Below are 15,885 nucleotides of genomic sequence, written 5' to 3'. Positions count from 1 at the left end.
CAAGTGCGCGAGAGTTCGGACCTCACAGGGCCGGCTTGACGCCCAAGAGCCGAGTCGGAACCAACGAGATGGGTCACCCCACACGATCGGTGCGAATGCATCTGTCGCTGAGGTGCGTGCTTGTTTCTTGAGAACTCAACAGCGTGTCGAGTGATTGATGCCAAATGTTTGTTTGGTTGATTTTGAACTCTGTTCAATTTCGGCCAGGTTTTGATTTTCTACGGAGAGTTTGATCCTGGCTCAGGACGAACGCTGGCGGCGTGCTTAACACATGCAAGTCGAACGATGATGCCCGAGCTTGCTCGGGTGGATTAGTGGCGAACGGGTGAGTAACACGTGAGTAACCTGCCCTTCACTCTGGGATAAGCCTGGGAAACTGGGTCTAATACTGGATATGACGGCGCACTGCATGGTGTGTTGTGGAAAGATTTTTTCGGTGAAGGATGGGCTCGCGGCCTATCAGCTTGTTGGTGGGGTAGTGGCCTACCAAGGCGGTGACGGGTAGCCGGCCTGAGAGGGCGACCGGCCACACTGGGACTGAGACACGGCCCAGACTCCTACGGGAGGCAGCAGTGGGGAATATTGCACAATGGGCGCAAGCCTGATGCAGCGACGCCGCGTGGGGGATGACGGCCTTCGGGTTGTAAACTCCTTTCGCCATTGACGAAGCCCTTCGGGGTGACGGTAGGTGGAGAAGAAGCACCGGCTGACTACGTGCCAGCAGCCGCGGTAATACGTAGGGTGCGAGCGTTGTCCGGAATTATTGGGCGTAAAGAGCTTGTAGGCGGTTTGTCGCGTCTGCTGTGAAAGCCCGGGGCTTAACTCCGGGTCTGCAGTGGGTACGGGCAGACTAGAGTGTGGTAGGGGAGACTGGAATTCCTGGTGTAGCGGTGAAATGCGCAGATATCAGGAGGAACACCGATGGCGAAGGCAGGTCTCTGGGCCATTACTGACGCTGAGAAGCGAAAGCATGGGGAGCGAACAGGATTAGATACCCTGGTAGTCCATGCCGTAAACGTTGGGCGCTAGGTGTGGGATCCATTCCACGGGTTCCGTGCCGCAGCTAACGCATTAAGCGCCCCGCCTGGGGAGTACGGCCGCAAGGCTAAAACTCAAAGGAATTGACGGGGGCCCGCACAAGCGGCGGAGCATGCGGATTAATTCGATGCAACGCGAAGAACCTTACCAAGGCTTGACATGCACCGGACGACTGCAGAGATGTGGTTTCCCTTTGTGGCTGGTGCACAGGTGGTGCATGGTTGTCGTCAGCTCGTGTCGTGAGATGTTGGGTTAAGTCCCGCAACGAGCGCAACCCTCGTTCCATGTTGCCAGCACGTGATGGTGGGGACTCATGGGAGACTGCCGGGGTCAACTCGGAGGAAGGTGGGGATGACGTCAAATCATCATGCCCCTTATGTCTTGGGCTTCACGCATGCTACAATGGCCGGTACAGAGGGTTGCGAGACCGTGAGGTGGAGCGAATCCCTTAAAGCTGGTCTCAGTTCGGATTGGGGTCTGCAACTCGACCCTATGAAGTTGGAGTCGCTAGTAATCGCAGATCAGCAACGCTGCGGTGAATACGTTCCCGGGCCTTGTACACACCGCCCGTCAAGTCACGAAAGTTGGTAACACCCGAAGCCCATGGCCTAACCAGGTTTTCCTGGGGGGAGTGGTCGAAGGTGGGACTGGCGATTGGGACTAAGTCGTAACAAGGTAGCCGTACCGGAAGGTGCGGCTGGATCACCTCCTTTCTAAGGAGCTGTTAAGCCTCTTCAGTGCCGTGTGTGTGCTGGGGGTGTGCTCATGGGTGGAACATCGATCATGGTGCCTCGTGGCGCTTCGGTCTGGTCAGGGCCGGCTAGTACGACCACGCTTCCTGCTTAGCCTTCTTGGTTGGGTGGGGGTGGTGGTGTGGAGGGCTGGTGACCGGGTTGTGGAGTGCGTGGGGGTGTCGACACGTTGTTGGGTCCTGAGGGAACAGGACCTGCCTGATGCAAGGTTCCGCGTCACTGTTGTGTGGTGTGGGGGTTTGCGGGGTGGGGGTTTTCTCGTGGACGGGACCAGCTGGCTGGCGCACTGGGTGTGTTGGTGGTTGGTGTTCGTGTGTTGTTTGAGAATTGTATAGTGGACGCGAGCATCTTTGTGGCCAAGTTTTTAAGGGCGCATGGTGGATGCCTTGGCACCAGGAACCGATGAAGGACGTAGGAATCTGCGATAAGCCTCGGGGAGTCGATAACCGGACTGCGATCCGAGGGTGTCCGAATGGGGAAACCCAGCACCTGTTATGAGGTGTTACCCGCATCTGAATATATAGGGTGTGTGGAGGGAACGTGGGGAAGTGAAACATCTCAGTACCCACAGGAAGAGAAAACAATATGTGATTCCGTGAGTAGTGGCGAGCGAAAGCGGATGAGGCTAAACCTGTTTCGTGTGATACCTGTCAGGGGTTGCGGAGCGGGGGTTGTTTGGGGTGCGTCGTGCTGGCTCTGACAGGTCGGCGCGGAGTGATAAATCGCGTGCATAGGCGAAGCGTCTTGAATGGCGTGGCGTAGAGGGTGGTACCCCCGTAGCTGAAATGTGCGTGACTTCGTTGGCGTGTTACCCCGAGTAGCACGGGGCTCGAGGAATCCCGTGTGAATCTGGCAGGACCACCTGTCAAGCCTAAATATTCCCTGGTGACCGATAGCGGACTAGTACCGTGAGGGAAAGGTGAAAAGTACCCCGGGAGGGGAGTGAAATAGTACCTGAAACCATGTGCTTACAATCCGTCAGGGCCTGCACTTTGTGTGGGTGATGGCGTGCCTTTTGAAGAATGAGCCTGCGAGTTAGTGCTCAGTGGCGAGGTTAACCCGTGTGGGGTAGCCGTAGCGAAAGCGAGTCCGAATAGGGCGATTGAGTCGCTGGGTCTAGACCCGAAGCGGAGTGATCTACCCATGGCCAGGTTGAAGCGCCGGTAAGACGGCGTGGAGGACCGAACCCACTTAGGTTGAAAACTGAGGGGATGAGCTGTGGGTAGGGGTGAAAGGCCAATCAAACTCCGTGATAGCTGGTTCTCCCCGAAATGCATTTAGGTGCAGCGTTGCGTGTTTCTTGCCGGAGGTAGAGCTACTGGATGGCTGATGGGCCTCACCAGGTTACTGACGTCAGCCAAACTCCGAATGCCGGTAAGTGAAGCGTGGCAGTGAGACTGCGGGGGATAAGCTTCGTAGTCGAGAGGGAAACAGCCCAGATCACCAGCTAAGGTCCCTAAGCGTGTGCTAAGTGGGAAAGGATGTGGAGTTGCTGTGACAACCAGGAGGTTGGCTTAGAAGCAGCCACCCTTTAAAGAGTGCGTAATAGCTCACTGGTCAAGTGATTCCGCGCCGACAATGTAGCGGGGCTCAAGCACATCACCGAAGCTGTGGCAGTCACACATTACTCTAGCAATCTTTTGGTTGTTCAGGGGTGTGGTTGGGTAGGGGAGCGTCGTGTGGCGGGTGAAGCATCGGAGTGATCCAGGTGTGGACGCTACACGAGTGAGAATGCAGGCATGAGTAGCGAATCACGGGTGAGAAACCCGTGCGCCGAATAACCAAGGGTTCCAGGGTCAAGCTAATCTGCCCTGGGTAAGTCGGGACCTAAGGCGAGGCCGACAGGCGTAGTCGATGGACATCCGGTTGATATTCCGGAACCGGCGAAGGACCGCCCATATCGAATCAGGTGATGCTAACCACCCTAACCCGCGCTTACTGCCCTTTCGGGGGTAGGGGTGTCGGGGGCGCGTGGGACCCGATCTTGTAGTAGGTAAGCGATGGAGTGACGCAGGAAGGTAGCCTCCGCGGGGCGATGGTTGTCCCCGTCTAAGAGTGTAGGCCGGCACTACTGGTAAATCCGGGTGCCGTACAGGCTGAGACTTGATAGTGACCACGTTAGTGGGAAGTAGGGTGATCCTATGCTGCCGAGAAAAACTTCTAGCGAGGTTCGAGCCGCCCGTACCCCAAACCGACTCAGGTGGTTGGGTAGAGAATACCAAGGCGATCGAGTGAATCGTGGTTAAGGAATTCGGCAAAATGCCCCCGTAACTTCGGGAGAAGGGGGGCCTGAGCCTTGAAACCCTTTCGGGTTAGGGGCGAGGGCCGCAGAGACCAGGGAGAAGCGACTGTTTACTAAAAACACAGGTCCGTGCGAAGAAGCAATTCGATGTATACGGACTGACGCCTGCCCGGTGCTGGAACGTTAAGGGGACCGGTTAACATCTTTCGGGGTGTGAAGCTGAGATCTTAAGCGCCAGTAAACGGCGGTGGTAACTATAACCATCCTAAGGTAGCGAAATTCCTTGTCGGGTAAGTTCCGACCTGCACGAATGGCGTAACGACTTCTCCACTGTCTCAACCACGAACTCGGCGAAATTGCACTACGAGTAAAGATGCTCGTTACGCGCAGCAGGACGGAAAGACCCCGGGACCTTTACTATAGCTTGGTATTGGTGTTCGGTACGGCTTGTGTAGGATAGGTGGGAGATGTTGATCCCCTCGCGCCAGCGGGGTGGGGAGTCGTTGTTGAAATACCACTCTGGTCGTTCTGGGCTCCTAACTTCGGACCATGATCTGGTTCAGGGACAGTGCCTGGTGGGTAGTTTAACTGGGGCGGTTGCCTCCTAAAAGGTAACGGAGGCGCCCAAAGGTTCCCTCAGCCTGGTTGGCAATCAGGTGTCGAGTGTAAGTGCACAAGGGAGCTTGACTGCGAGACAGACATGTCGAGCAGGGACGAAAGTCGGGACTAGTGACCCGACGGTGGCTTGTGGAAGCGCCGTCGCTCAACGGATAAAAGGTACCCCGGGGATAACAGGCTGATCTTGCCCAAGAGCTCATATCGACGGCATGGTTTGGCACCTCGATGTCGGCTCGTCGCATCCTGGGGCTGGAGTTGGTCCCAAGGGTTGGGCTGTTCGCCCATTAAAGCGGTACGCGAGCTGGGTTTAGAACGTCGTGAGACAGTTCGGTCCCTATCCGCTGTGCGCGTAGGAAGCTTGAGAAGACCTGTCCCTAGTACGAGAGGACCGGGATGGACGAACCTCTGGTGTGTCAGTTGTTCTGCCAAGAGCACCGCTGATTAGCTACGTTCGGAAGTGATAACCGCTGAAAGCATCTAAGCGGGAAGCACGCTTCAAGATGAGGTTTCCAACACCCTTTGGGTGGTGAGGCTCCCAGCTAGACGACTGGGTTGATAGGCCGGACGTGGAAGCACAGTAATGTGTGGAGCTGACCGGTACTAATAAGCCGATAACTTGTTACCACAAAGATACTCGCGTCCACTATGCAACTCTGAAACAGCACCGGCCCGTTGGTTGGTTGATAGTTTCACAGTGTTACGGCGGTCATAGCGAATGGGGAAACGCCCGGTCACATTCCGAACCCGGAAGCTAAGCCCTTCAGCGCCGATGGTACTGCACTCGGTAGGGTGTGGGAGAGTAGGACGCCGCCGGACAATCTTTCCGAGAAGGGGAGCCGCACATGCGGCTCCCCTTCTTGCGTTTCCTGCCACAATCGCGGCATGACCTGGCGGGAGCGTGTGGCGCGCACGCTGGGCAACGCGTTCGCCCTGGTCGCGCTCTGGTCGCTGGTGTCGTGGCCCTGGCGGCACAGCGCGACCGTCGAGGCCGTCAACGACGCGCTGGGAGTCCTCGGGCTCCCGGCAGAGCCCAGCCTGTTCGTCATCGCCATGCTGCTCGTGCTCGCCGGCGCCGTCCGACGGAGGCTGCGCGCGGCGTACGTCGTGGTGGTCGTCCTGGTGTCGCTCAGCCTGGGTTTCCAGGTGCTGGTGGCCGCCGACTCCTGGTCGGGAGGCACCGCGCCCGACACGGCCGGGACCGGCCGGTTCGCTGGGCTGTGGTGGGGGCTGCGGGAGCGACCGCTGTTCAACGTCGGGTGCGCCGCGGTCACCCTGGCCGTGCTCCTGCTCGTGGCAGCAGCGTTCCGCCAGTTCCCGGCCCGCCTGGCTCACGGATCGCGCCGCACCGCCCTGGTCGTGCTGGTCGCCGGTCTGCTCGCCTCGTTCGGGCTCACCCTGGCGCTCACCGTGCTCATGCCAGGTTCGCTCGACGGACTCCTGGAGGAGGCGCGGTGGGCGCTGCGCGCGACGTTCGGGCAGTCCACGTCCCCGGTCGACCCCACGTTCGACGGACGCATGGGCCATCAGTGGATCTTCGGGCTGGCCGGGCTGGCCTCGGCGGCGGCGCTCGTGCTGGCAACGCTCGTGCTGCTGCGGGGCAACCGTGCCAGCACTCATCAGAGCGCCGACGAGGAGCTGGCCGTGCGGCGGCTGCTGCTGGAGCACGGGGAGCACGACTCGCTGGGCTACTTCGCGACCCGCCGAGACAAGAGCGTGCTGTTCTCCCGCGACGGCCGGGCCGCGCTGACCTACCGGGTCGAGGGGACCGTCTGCGTGGCGAGCGCGGACCCCGTGGGCGCGCGCAGCGGCTGGCCAGAGGTGATCGGCGACTGGCTGGAGCGGTGCCGCACGCACGGCTGGCACGCCGCGGTGCTGTCGTGCAGCGAGGAGGGTGCGCGGGCGTACGTCGCGGCGGGGCTGCGCCCCTTCGCGCTGGGTGACGAGGCGATCGTCGAGCTGGACTCCTTCTCGCTGAGCGGCCGCGACATGCGGCCGGTGCGCCAGGCGGTGACCCGGGTGGCCCGAGCCGGCTACACCGCCCGGGTGCGGCGGCACAGCGAGCTCGACCCGGCCGAGCTCGCCGAGCTCGAGCGCCTCGCCGACGCCTGGCGCGGCGAGGAGACCGAGCGCGGCTTCTCGATGGCGCTCAACCGGGTCGGCGACCCGGCCGACGGGCGGTGCGTCGTCGTCACGGCGCACGACCCGCAGGGGCAGGTGCGCGGCTTCCTCAGCTTCGTGCCGTGGGGCACGCGCGGGCTGTCGCTGGACCTGATGCGCCGCGACCGGACGGCGCCGAACGGCCTGAACGAGTTCCTCGTCTCGCGGCTCGCCGAGCAGGGGCCGGGCCTGGGCGTGCGGCGGGTCTCGCTCAACTTCGCGGTCTTCCGCAACGTGTTCGCCGGCGCCGACCAGGTGGGCGCCGGGCCGGTCACCCGGCTCACCGACGCCGCCCTGTCGTTCGCCTCGCGGTTCTACCAGCTCGAGACGCTCTACCGGTCCAACGACAAGTACCGCCCGCAGTGGGTGCCGCGGCTGCTGTGCTACGACCCGGCGCTCACCGTGGCCCGGGCCGGCATCGCCATGGGCGTGGCCGAAGGCTTCCTGCCTGTGGTCGGTCCCCGGTTCCTCACCGGCCCGCGCGTCGACGACCACCAGCCGCCGCGGCCCGAGGCCGGCTTCGTCGAGCGGGTCCGCGCCCAGGAGGAGGAGCTGCTGCACGTCGCGGCGCCGGCCCCTCGCGTGGGCGAGCAGCAGCGGGTGCGCCGCGCCAAGGCCGACGCCCTCGAGGGGAAGGGGCTGCCGGCGTACCCACCGTCGGTCGAGCGGGACCGCTCGCTCGCCGACGTGCGCGCGGCCTGCGGCGGGCTGGCGCCCGGCGCCCGGACCGGGCGCACCGTGTCGGTGACCGGGCGGGTGCGGGCGTGGCGCGACCTCGGCGGCGTGACGTTCGCCGTGCTGGAGGAGGAGGGCGCGCTGCTGCAGGTGCTGACCAGCCGCGACGAGACCCCGGCGCCCGCGCGCGAGACGTGGGTGAGCGGGGTCGATCTCGGCGACCTGGTGAGCGTCACCGGCGAGGTCGGGGCCTCGCGCACCGGGGAGCTGTCGGTCGTGCTGCACCGATGGGCGATGGCCGCGAAGTGCCTGCACCCGGTGCCGCCGCTGCGCGCCCGGCTCAGTGACGACGTGCGCGTCCGCAACCGGTCGTTGGACCTGATCACCAACCCCGACGCCGTGGACCTGCTGCGCCGACGCTCGGCCGCCGTGCGCGCGCTGCGCGAGATCTTCGCCGAGCGCGGCTTCCTCGAGGTCGAGACGCCGATGCTGCAGGCCGTCCACGGCGGCGCCGCGGCACGACCGTTCACGACGCACATCAACGCCTACGACACCGAGCTGTTCCTGCGCATCGCGCCCGAGCTCTATCTCAAGCGGCTGGCCGTCGGCGGGATGCCGCGGATCTTCGAGCTCAACCGGAACTTCCGCAACGAGGGCGCCGACGCGACGCACAACCCGGAGTTCACCTCGCTGGAGGCGTACGCCGCCTACGGCGACTACACGACGATGCGGGAGCTGATGCGCTCCGCCACGATCGCTGCGGCGACCGCGGTCAACGGCCGCCCGGTCGCGATGCGACCCGGTGCCGGTGGCCAGCTCGTCGAGGTGGACCTGACGGGGGAGTGGCCGGTGGTGCCGCTGCACGAGGCCGTCTCGCGAGCCACGGGCGCGCGGCTCACCTCGAGCACGCCGCTGCGAGACGTCGCCGAGGTCTGCCGGGAGCACGGGGTCGACGTGCCGCCCGGCACCAGCGCGGGCCGCCTCGTGATGGAGCTGTACGAGGCGCTGGTCGAGAAGCAGACGACCTACCCGACCTTCTACACCGACTTCCCGGTCGAGGTCTCGCCCCTGGCGCGGCGGCACCGGGAGGACCCGCGACTGACCGAGCAGTGGGACCTGGTGGCCTGGGGCGCCGAGCTGGGGACGGCGTACACCGAGCTCACCGACCCGATCGACCAGCGGCAGCGGCTCACCGAGCAGTCGATGGCCGCGGCCGCCGGCGACCTGGAGGCGATGCAGCTCGACGAGGCGTTCCTCGCCGCGCTCGAGCTCGGGATGCCGCCGACCGGCGGCCTCGGGTTCGGCGTCGACCGGTTGGTGATGCTGCTCGCCGGGGTGTCGATCCGCCCCACGCTCGCCTTCCCGTTCGTCCGCCCCCAGCCCTGACCGGCGTACGACGGCGGACCAGGCTGTGTTGTCTTGCCGCGTCTCCTCCTCCGGGCGGGCTCGCAGGCTCACCCGCCCGGCATCGTCGACGGCGGCACAGAAACCACGACGGCGGCACAGAAGTTTTCTGTGCCGCCGTCGTCGGATGTGGGCCGCCGTCGTCGTGCGGGGCGCGGCCGGTGGCTAGGAGGTGGCCGTGATCACCGGCTTGTCCGACCAGGGGAAGTCGATCCAGTCGTTGGTGCGCTTCCAGACGTACTCGCACTTCACGGCCGAGCGGTCCTTCTCGAAGATCACCGCGCAGCGCGCGTCGGCGACGTGCTCGGTGCAGAAGTCGCGCACCAGCTGCAGGGTGCCGCCGGTGTCGGCGACGTCGTCGACGATGAGCACCGACTTGGCCGACAGGTCGACCGCCTGCGGCACCGGCGGCAGCATGACCGGCATCTCGAGCCGCTCGTTGACGCCGGTGTAGAACTCGACGTTGATGACGTGCAGGTTCTTGATGCCGAGCGCGTAGCTGATCGTGCCGGCCGGGAGGAGGCCGCCGCGCGCGATCCCGAGGATCAGGTCGGGGCGGAAGCCGTCGTCGACGACCTCCTGCGCCAGGTCGCGCGAGGCCTGCCCGAAGGCGTCCCAGGTGAGGACCTCCCGGGCGACGTCGGTGCTCACGCTTCGCCGGTCTCGGTGGTGCTGGTCGGGCGGTTGCCGAGCTCCTCGTCGAGGCGCAGCAGGCCGGGGCCGTCGTCCTTGATCAGCTCGAGGTGGGCGACGATCTCGCTGACCGTGGCCTCCTCCTCGACCTGCTCCTCCAGGAACCAGTTGAGCAGCGGGCGCGAGTCGAGGTCGCTCTCCTTCTCGGCCGCGAGGTAGAGGTCGCGGATGGCCTGGGAGACCTTCTGCTCGTGGGCGTACGCCGCCTCGAACACCTGCAGGGGCGTGGTCGCCTCGACCGACGGCGCGTTGATCTGGCCGATGGCCGGGTGGTTGTCGCGGTCGGCCAGGTGGTTGATGAACTTGTTGGCGTGGACGATCTCCTCGTCGGCCTGGTGGCGCAGCCACGCGGCCATGCCGGGGAGGTCGCGGATCTCCATCTCGATCGCCAGCTGCCGATAGACCATCGACGCCTCGAACTCGAGGGTGATCTGCGCGTTGAATGCCGTTTCGAGAGAGGGTGCGAGCTTCATACGAAGGACTGTAACCACGCGATTCCCGCCGCGATAGCGTGGCTAGGCTGGCCTCAGTCCAGTTTGGGAAGGCTCAGTTTGCCTGGCCGGCGTCGTCCGGGAGCTCGTGGCAGGTGACCGTCATCAGCTGCAGCCAGGGAGCGCCGTACGTCGTCACCATCGCCACGTCGGCCGCGTCGCGACCCTGCCCGATGACCGTGCGGCCCTTGAACCGGCGGTTCCACCGGGCGTCGACGTCCCACCAGCGCCCGTCGAGCCACACCTGGGTCCAGGCGTGGAAGTCCATGACCGGCGGCTGCGGGGCGCCGTCGAGCACGGGCAGGTAGCCGTGCACGTAGCGCGCCGGGATGTTGAGCGCGCGCAGCATCGTGATCGACAGGTGCGCGAAGTCGCGGCAGACGCCGAGCCCGGTCGCGAAGGTGTCGACCGAGGTGGCCGTCGCGTTGGTCGAGCCGGTGGTGTACGCCAGGTGCTGGTGCACGAAGTCGACCACCGCCTGCACCCGGCCCCAGCCGGGCTTCATCCCGCCGAACCGGCGCCAGGCCTGCTGGCCCAGGATGTCGGGCTGGCAGAAGCGGCTGGCGAGGGTGTAGACGAGCACGTCGTCGGGCAGCAGCGCCGGCGGGACCTCCTCGGCGTTCTCGTCGATCTCGTCCAGCTCGTCGGGCACCTGCGCCACCGCGGAGTACGTCAGCGTCGACACTCCCGTCGGCAGCGTCGTGCGGGTGCACGGGTTGTCGAACAGGTCGGCGTAGTGGTGCAGCGGGGCCTCGCCGTCCCACGCGAACGACTCCTCGCTCACCGTGATGCGCGGGGAGCCGGCCGCCTTCACCTGGAAGATCGCGGCGGTGGGGTTGGTCGCGGAGTAGCGGAAGGTGCAGCCCAGCTGCAGCCGGCGGGTGGACATGCTCTCCCTCCAGGGGGCGGACGAGACGGTGCGGGGCTCTTGCAAACTAGCGCGCCGGGGCGGCGCTCAGCCGCGCGGCCCGGGCTTCCCCGCCCTTGGGGTGGGCGGTCACAGCGGCGGGATCTCGATCTCGGTGAAGACCGGGCGGCCGACCTGCTCGGGCTCGCGCAGCAGCTTGGTCAGGTCGGTCGTGTTGCGCGAGATCGACACCAGCAGCTTGCCCGACTCCAGCGGGATCTCCGGGTGGCCGAGCGGGGCGTACTGCAGCTCGTCCTGGTTGACGCCGTACGGCGCCTTGACGCCCTTGCGCCCGCGCCACGGGCCGGTGGGGGAGCGGGAGGACCAGGTGTAGACGAAGTCGCCGAGGTCGCCGTCCTTCTTGGAGACGACGACGTACTGCCCGTGGGTGCGGCTGACCGACAGCGTCTGCGACACGCCCTCGCTGGCCGGGAGCACCGGCCGGGCCTTCTCGAGGTCGGACTGCCAGCGCTTGCCGTCCCAGAACTGCCAGCCCGAGCGCACGGCCGGGCGGGCCACGGGGGCGCGACCGACGTACAGCTCGCGGCCGAACGAACCCTTCGGGAGGCGGCTGCCGTAGACGTAGTACCAGCCCTGGTCGACCATCGCGGCCGCTCCCCAGTGGATCTGGTCCTGGTTGGTGCGGTCGGGGGTGATCTCCAGCGTCAGCACCCGCTGCGGCGCCTCGCCGCGCCGGACCGTGAAGATCGTGGCGGAGAAGCCGAGGTAGCGGAAGTCCAGGGCGTTCTGGGTGCCGCGCTCGATGCGGCCGGTGAAGACCACGAGGATGTCGCTGGTGCCGGGCGGCACCGCGGGGTCCTTGATCTTCGCGGGGTCCAGCCGCGCGACCGACATCGGCCAGTGGACGACCTTCTCGGACACGTCGGGGATGATCGGCTGGTCGAACCGCGTCATCACCTGCGAGAGGCACAGACCCGAGGACAGCAGCATCGAGTTCGCGACGATCTTGGGGATGTAGTCGTCGCCGCGCACGGTGTCGCCGAACACCCACACCAGCCGGTTGTCGGAGAGGCGGGCGCTCGCGCCGATGTCGCCGGCCTCCCACGCGGGCAGCGTCGAGTTGCTGGAGACCACGCGGTTGACGATCTCGGCGCTCACCGGGAACTCGGCGGGTGCCGGGCCGCACGCGGGCTCCATGCGGTAGGCGTTGGGGTCGGTCGGCGTGGAGCTGCCGCTGCGGTCGCCGTCGACCAGACCGCACGACGCGAGCAGGGCGGCGACCAACCCGGCGCCGAGGGCGCGCGCCGCGCGTCGTCGGCCCCGCCGGCCGGGGGCGCTGTTCATCCCTCCATCATCGCCTTCTCGACCGTAGGTTGGGACCGTGGCGCCTGGTGGTCTGCGCCACTACCGTGCCTAGGGCCGGTCGCCCCGCGACCCCATCCGGGTCCACGGCCGGCAGTCTGGAGAGTTCAGATGGCAACCGCTCGTGACCTCATGACCAGCCCCGCCGAGTTCCTGCAGGAGAGCGACTCGCTCACCGTCGCCGCGCAGGCGCTGAAGACCAGCAACGTCGGCTCGATGCCGGTGAAGGACGACAACGGCAAGGTGGTCGGCGTCGTCACCGACCGCGACATCGTGGTCAAGAGCGTCGCCGAGGGCGCCAACCCCGACGACGCGCGGGTGGCCGACGTCGCCAGCAGCACCGTGGTCACCGTGTCGGCCGACGACGACGCCCAGGCGGTCATGCAGGCGCTGTCGGACAACCAGGTGCGCCGCCTCCCCGTGCTCGACGGCGAGGAGCTGGTCGGCGTGATCAGCCAGGCCGACGTCGCCCGCGAGCTGAGCGCCGAGCAGACCGGCGACGTGGTGCGCGCGATCTCGCAGGGCTGAGCCGGCGTACGCGCGGGTCCGGGCGGGTGCGCACGGCCCCGCGGGTGCGACGGATCAGAGTCGCACCTGCAGGGTCAGTCGGCGGGGCGGACGGACTGCTGGCTGGGCAGCTCGTCCTGGCGCACCAGACCGGTGGGGCAGGTCAGGCCGTTGGGGCCGTGGTTGCAGTAGCCGCCGGGGTTCTTGTGGAGGTACTGCTGGTGGTAGTCCTCGGCGTAGAAGAACTCGCCCGCCTCGCTCGCCGGGCGCAGCTCGGTCGAGATCTCCCCGTGGCCGTGGTCGGTGAGCACCTGCTGGAACGCCTCGCGCGTCGCCTCGGCCGCCGCCTGCTGGCCGGGGGTGGTCCAGTAGATCGCCGAGCGGTACTGCGTGCCGACGTCGTTGCCCTGCCGGTTGGCGGTGGTGGGGTCGTGGTTCTCCCAGAACGCCTTGAGCAGCGTCTCGGCGTCGGTCCGGCTCGGGTCGTACGCCACGAGCACGGCCTCGGTGTGGCCGGTGCGACCGGTGCAGGTCTCCTCGTACGTCGGGTTGGGCGTGTAGCCGCCCATGTAGCCGGCGGCGGTGGTGACCACGCCCGGCTGCTGCCAGAAGATGCGCTCGGCACCCCAGAAGCAGCCCATCGCGACGTACATCACCTCGGTGCCGTCGGGCCACGGTCCGTGCATGGACGTGCCGAGCACCTCGTGCGTGTCGGGGATGCCGGGCAGCGGGTCGGGACGACCCGGGAGGGCCTCGTCGGGGGACACCATCTGCGTGCTGCGGCCGAGTCCGAAGATCATGTCTGGTCCAACGACCCGCCGCCCGGGATCCTTCCCGGGCGGCGGGTCGCGGAGGGGGAGCTGTGGCCCCGTCGCGCTCAGCAGTACTTCGTGCCGCTGGCGACCTGGGTGTAGGTGCAGCTGTGCACCAGGCGGCCGGTCGGGCTGAGCAGCCGAGCCGTGTCGCCGGTGTTGTTCCAGACGTACTGCGAGGTGCGGCCCCAGTAGAGGTCGGTGCTGGTGTTGCGGCCCGTGCCGGTGTGCAGGGTCACGGTGCGCTTGGAGCCGATCGTGTAGCCGCTGGGGAACCGGTAGATGTGTGCGTCGCCGTTGTCGCGCACGGTGTAGCCGGTCATGACGATCGACCGGGTCGTGGTGTTGGTCAGCCGGATGAACTCCGCGTTCAGCTTGGTGGTGCTGATCGGGAGGTCGGCGCCGGCCGGGTCGGCCACGAAGGTGCCGAACTTGACCGGCGGGAGAGCCGCCTCGGCCGTGGAGTTGGCCGAGACGGAGACGGTGAGCGCGCAGGCAGCAGCCAGCGCAGCGACGAAGCGACGCATGATTTTCCTTGGGGTGAGAGGTCGGACCCCCTGTCCGACGGGGCGAATCCTATCCCGGCCTCGCGGGCGTCGTCCGGGTTTCGGCGAGATTCGTCGAGCTCAGCTCGTCGCGCGCCGTCGGCGGGCGGCGCGGGCGGCGAAGAACGGGAACAGCACCCAGGTGCCGGCGAAGGTCGCGGCGGCCACGACCGCGGCGACCCAGGCGGCGGTCTGGCCCAGCACCACGCTGAACACCAGGAAGATCACCAGCACGATGGTGACCGCCAGGGTCCCGAGGCCGAGCTTGGCGACCCGGTCGCCGGCGTCGACCAGCACGTCCTTCTCGCGGCGGCGGAACAGCATCCGGTGGGCGCTGACCGGCGCGATGAGCAGCGCCACGGTGAGCCCGGCGAAGCTGACGGCCAGGATGTAGGCCACCCGGGTGAGGTCGTCGAGGTCGGCGAAGCGGGACTGGAACGGCACGATCAGCAGGAAGCCCATCAGGATCTGCACGCCGGTCTGGGCGACCCGCAGCTCCTGCAGCAGCTCGATCCAGTTGCGGTCGAGCCGCTCGTTCGCGGTCTCGCGGCGCCCGCCGACCAGACCGGTGTCGTCCGGGGGTGGAAGGGGCGGCTGCTGCTCGGGCATGGCCCCATCGTGGCGGCGTCGCGGCGCCGGGAAAAGTCGTTGGCCGCGGCAGCGGGTCGGGTGCCAGGGTGCCGGCATGCCTGACGTACAGATCGTGCCGGTCGACGCCCTGTCCGAGGACCCCGAGCAGCGCCGGCTGCTGACGGGCCTGGTGGGGGCGCACACCGCGGCCTCCCGGGCGGTCTTCGGCGACGAGCACAGCGGGTGGACCGAGGCCGAGCTGCGGGGCAAGCGCGCCGTGCCGGGCTATCGCTTCGTCGACCGTGTCGCGCTCGACGGCGGCGACGTCGTCGGGATGACCGCGCTCGCGATGCCGTCGCAGGACAACCTGTCGCTGGCCTTCCTGATGCTCACGGTGCGGCCGGAACGGCGGCGCGAGGGCATCGGGTCGATGCTGCTCGACGACGCGCTCGCGTCGGCACGGGCGGCAGGCCGTACGGTCGTGCAGGCCGACACCGAATGGGTCGCCGGGGCGCAGGACGAGTCCGGCCAGTTCTTCGCTGCGCCAAGGGGATTCGTCGACGCGCAGACGACGGTGCGCAGCGCGATGCCGCTGCCCGCGGACGCCGAGCTGCTCCGGGCGTACGCCGGTGGGGACGGGGTCGAGGACGCCGCCGCCTTCACCGTCGAGACGGCGTGGGACCTGCCGCCGCAGGAGTGGCTGGCCGACCTCGCGGTGCTGGAGCAGCGGATGAGCACCGACGCCCCGCTCGGGGAGACCAGCTTCGAGGAGGAGGTCTGGGACGTCGCCCGCGTCGAGCGCAACTACCGCTGGGCGGCCGACGCCGGCCGGCGCTCGCTGACCGCCGTCGCGCGCGACGGGTCGACCGGCGGGCTGGTCGCGTTCACGGTGCTGCAGGTGCCCGGGCACGAGCCGACCCTGGCCTACCAGCACGACACGCTCGTGCTGCGCGAGGCGAGGGGCAACCGGCTGGGGTTGCGGGTCAAGGCGGCCGCGGCCCTGGAGCTGCAGCAGGCGCTGCCGCAGGTGACCCGGGTGCGCACCTGGAACGCCGACGACAACCGGCACATGCTCGCGGTGAACACCGAGCTGGGATACCGCCCGGAGGGCTACCTGCGGGTGTGGGAGCGGCGGCTGCACTAGTCCGTCA

10 protein-coding genes and 3 rRNA genes are annotated in these 15,885 nt (G+C 66.8%); 6 read left to right on the top strand and 7 right to left on the bottom strand.

Going from position 1 to position 15,885, the window contains the following annotated elements; genetic code table 11:
• Nucleotides 1-217: 217 nt before the first annotated feature.
• The 4 genes from FB554_RS11810 (at nucleotide 218) to lysX (ending at nucleotide 8,868) form a co-directional block, all read left to right on the top strand.
• Nucleotides 218-1,751 (top strand): 16S ribosomal RNA (locus FB554_RS11810).
• Nucleotides 1,752-2,144: 393 nt separating this feature from the next.
• Nucleotides 2,145-5,274 (top strand): 23S ribosomal RNA (locus FB554_RS11805).
• 74 nt (nucleotides 5,275-5,348) lie between these two features.
• A 5S ribosomal RNA gene (gene rrf, locus FB554_RS11800) occupies nucleotides 5,349-5,466 on the top strand.
• The 16S, 23S and 5S rRNA genes sit together here, the layout of an rRNA operon.
• 66 nt (nucleotides 5,467-5,532) lie before the next feature.
• Nucleotides 5,533-8,868 carry a bifunctional lysylphosphatidylglycerol synthetase/lysine--tRNA ligase LysX gene (gene lysX / locus FB554_RS11795; RefSeq protein WP_142006316.1) on the top strand — a complete coding sequence of 1,112 codons (3,336 nt, stop codon included), beginning with the start codon at nucleotides 5,533-5,535 and terminating at the stop codon, nucleotides 8,866-8,868.
• A 183-nt stretch (nucleotides 8,869-9,051) separates the two neighbouring features.
• Here the strand turns inward: lysX and FB554_RS11790 are convergent, their stop codons facing one another.
• The 4 genes from FB554_RS11790 to FB554_RS11775 all read right to left on the bottom strand — a co-directional run bounded on the left by FB554_RS11790 (nucleotide 9,052) and on the right by FB554_RS11775 (nucleotide 12,282).
• A complete protein-coding gene (locus FB554_RS11790) occupies nucleotides 9,052-9,537 on the bottom strand; it encodes a phosphoribosyltransferase (protein WP_142006315.1) in 486 nt (161 codons plus the stop codon).
• The gene (locus FB554_RS11785) at nucleotides 9,534-10,052 is read right to left on the bottom strand and encodes a ferritin (protein WP_142006313.1); all 519 of its coding nucleotides are present in this window, start codon (nucleotides 10,050-10,052) and stop codon (nucleotides 9,534-9,536) included. Before FB554_RS11785 ends, FB554_RS11790 begins: the two co-directional genes overlap by 4 nt.
• A 73-nt stretch (nucleotides 10,053-10,125) precedes the next feature.
• Complete coding sequence (locus FB554_RS11780; RefSeq protein WP_142006310.1) at nucleotides 10,126-10,959, bottom strand: transglutaminase-like domain-containing protein; 834 nt, start codon at nucleotides 10,957-10,959, stop codon at nucleotides 10,126-10,128.
• A gap of 108 nt (nucleotides 10,960-11,067) precedes the next feature.
• On the bottom strand, nucleotides 11,068-12,282 hold the full coding sequence (locus FB554_RS11775) for a DUF4185 domain-containing protein (RefSeq protein WP_142006309.1): 1,215 nt from the start codon (nucleotides 12,280-12,282) through the stop codon (nucleotides 11,068-11,070).
• A 129-nt stretch (nucleotides 12,283-12,411) separates the two neighbouring features.
• Here FB554_RS11775 and FB554_RS11770 point away from each other — a divergent pair, with 129 nt between their 5' ends.
• Nucleotides 12,412-12,828 carry a CBS domain-containing protein gene (locus tag FB554_RS11770; RefSeq protein WP_142006307.1) on the top strand — a complete coding sequence of 139 codons (417 nt, stop codon included), beginning with the start codon at nucleotides 12,412-12,414 and terminating at the stop codon, nucleotides 12,826-12,828.
• A gap of 74 nt (nucleotides 12,829-12,902) precedes the next feature.
• Here FB554_RS11770 and msrA read toward each other — a convergent pair whose 3' ends face one another.
• The 3 genes from msrA to FB554_RS11755 form a co-directional block, all read right to left on the bottom strand.
• Complete coding sequence (gene msrA / locus FB554_RS11765; protein WP_170206861.1) at nucleotides 12,903-13,607, bottom strand: peptide-methionine (S)-S-oxide reductase MsrA; 705 nt, start codon at nucleotides 13,605-13,607, stop codon at nucleotides 12,903-12,905.
• A gap of 77 nt (nucleotides 13,608-13,684) precedes the next feature.
• Nucleotides 13,685-14,146: a lamin tail domain-containing protein gene (locus tag FB554_RS11760; RefSeq protein ID WP_142006304.1), complete on the bottom strand. Its 462-nt coding sequence runs from the start codon at nucleotides 14,144-14,146 to the stop codon at nucleotides 13,685-13,687.
• A gap of 99 nt (nucleotides 14,147-14,245) precedes the next feature.
• Complete coding sequence (locus tag FB554_RS11755; RefSeq protein ID WP_142006302.1) at nucleotides 14,246-14,773, bottom strand: DUF6328 family protein; 528 nt, start codon at nucleotides 14,771-14,773, stop codon at nucleotides 14,246-14,248.
• Nucleotides 14,774-14,849: 76 nt separating this feature from the next.
• Between FB554_RS11755 and FB554_RS11750 the strand changes: the two genes are divergently transcribed.
• The gene (locus FB554_RS11750) at nucleotides 14,850-15,878 is read left to right on the top strand and encodes a GNAT family N-acetyltransferase (RefSeq protein WP_142006300.1); all 1,029 of its coding nucleotides are present in this window, start codon (nucleotides 14,850-14,852) and stop codon (nucleotides 15,876-15,878) included.
• Nucleotides 15,879-15,885: the final 7 nt, after the last annotated feature.

This window comes from Barrientosiimonas humi, from assembly GCF_006716095.1.
GTDB classification, from domain to species: Bacteria; Actinomycetota; Actinomycetes; order Actinomycetales; family Dermatophilaceae; genus Barrientosiimonas; species Barrientosiimonas humi.
The sequence above is the reverse complement of the archived record's forward strand: the minus strand, read 5'-3'. Positions and strand labels throughout refer to the sequence as shown.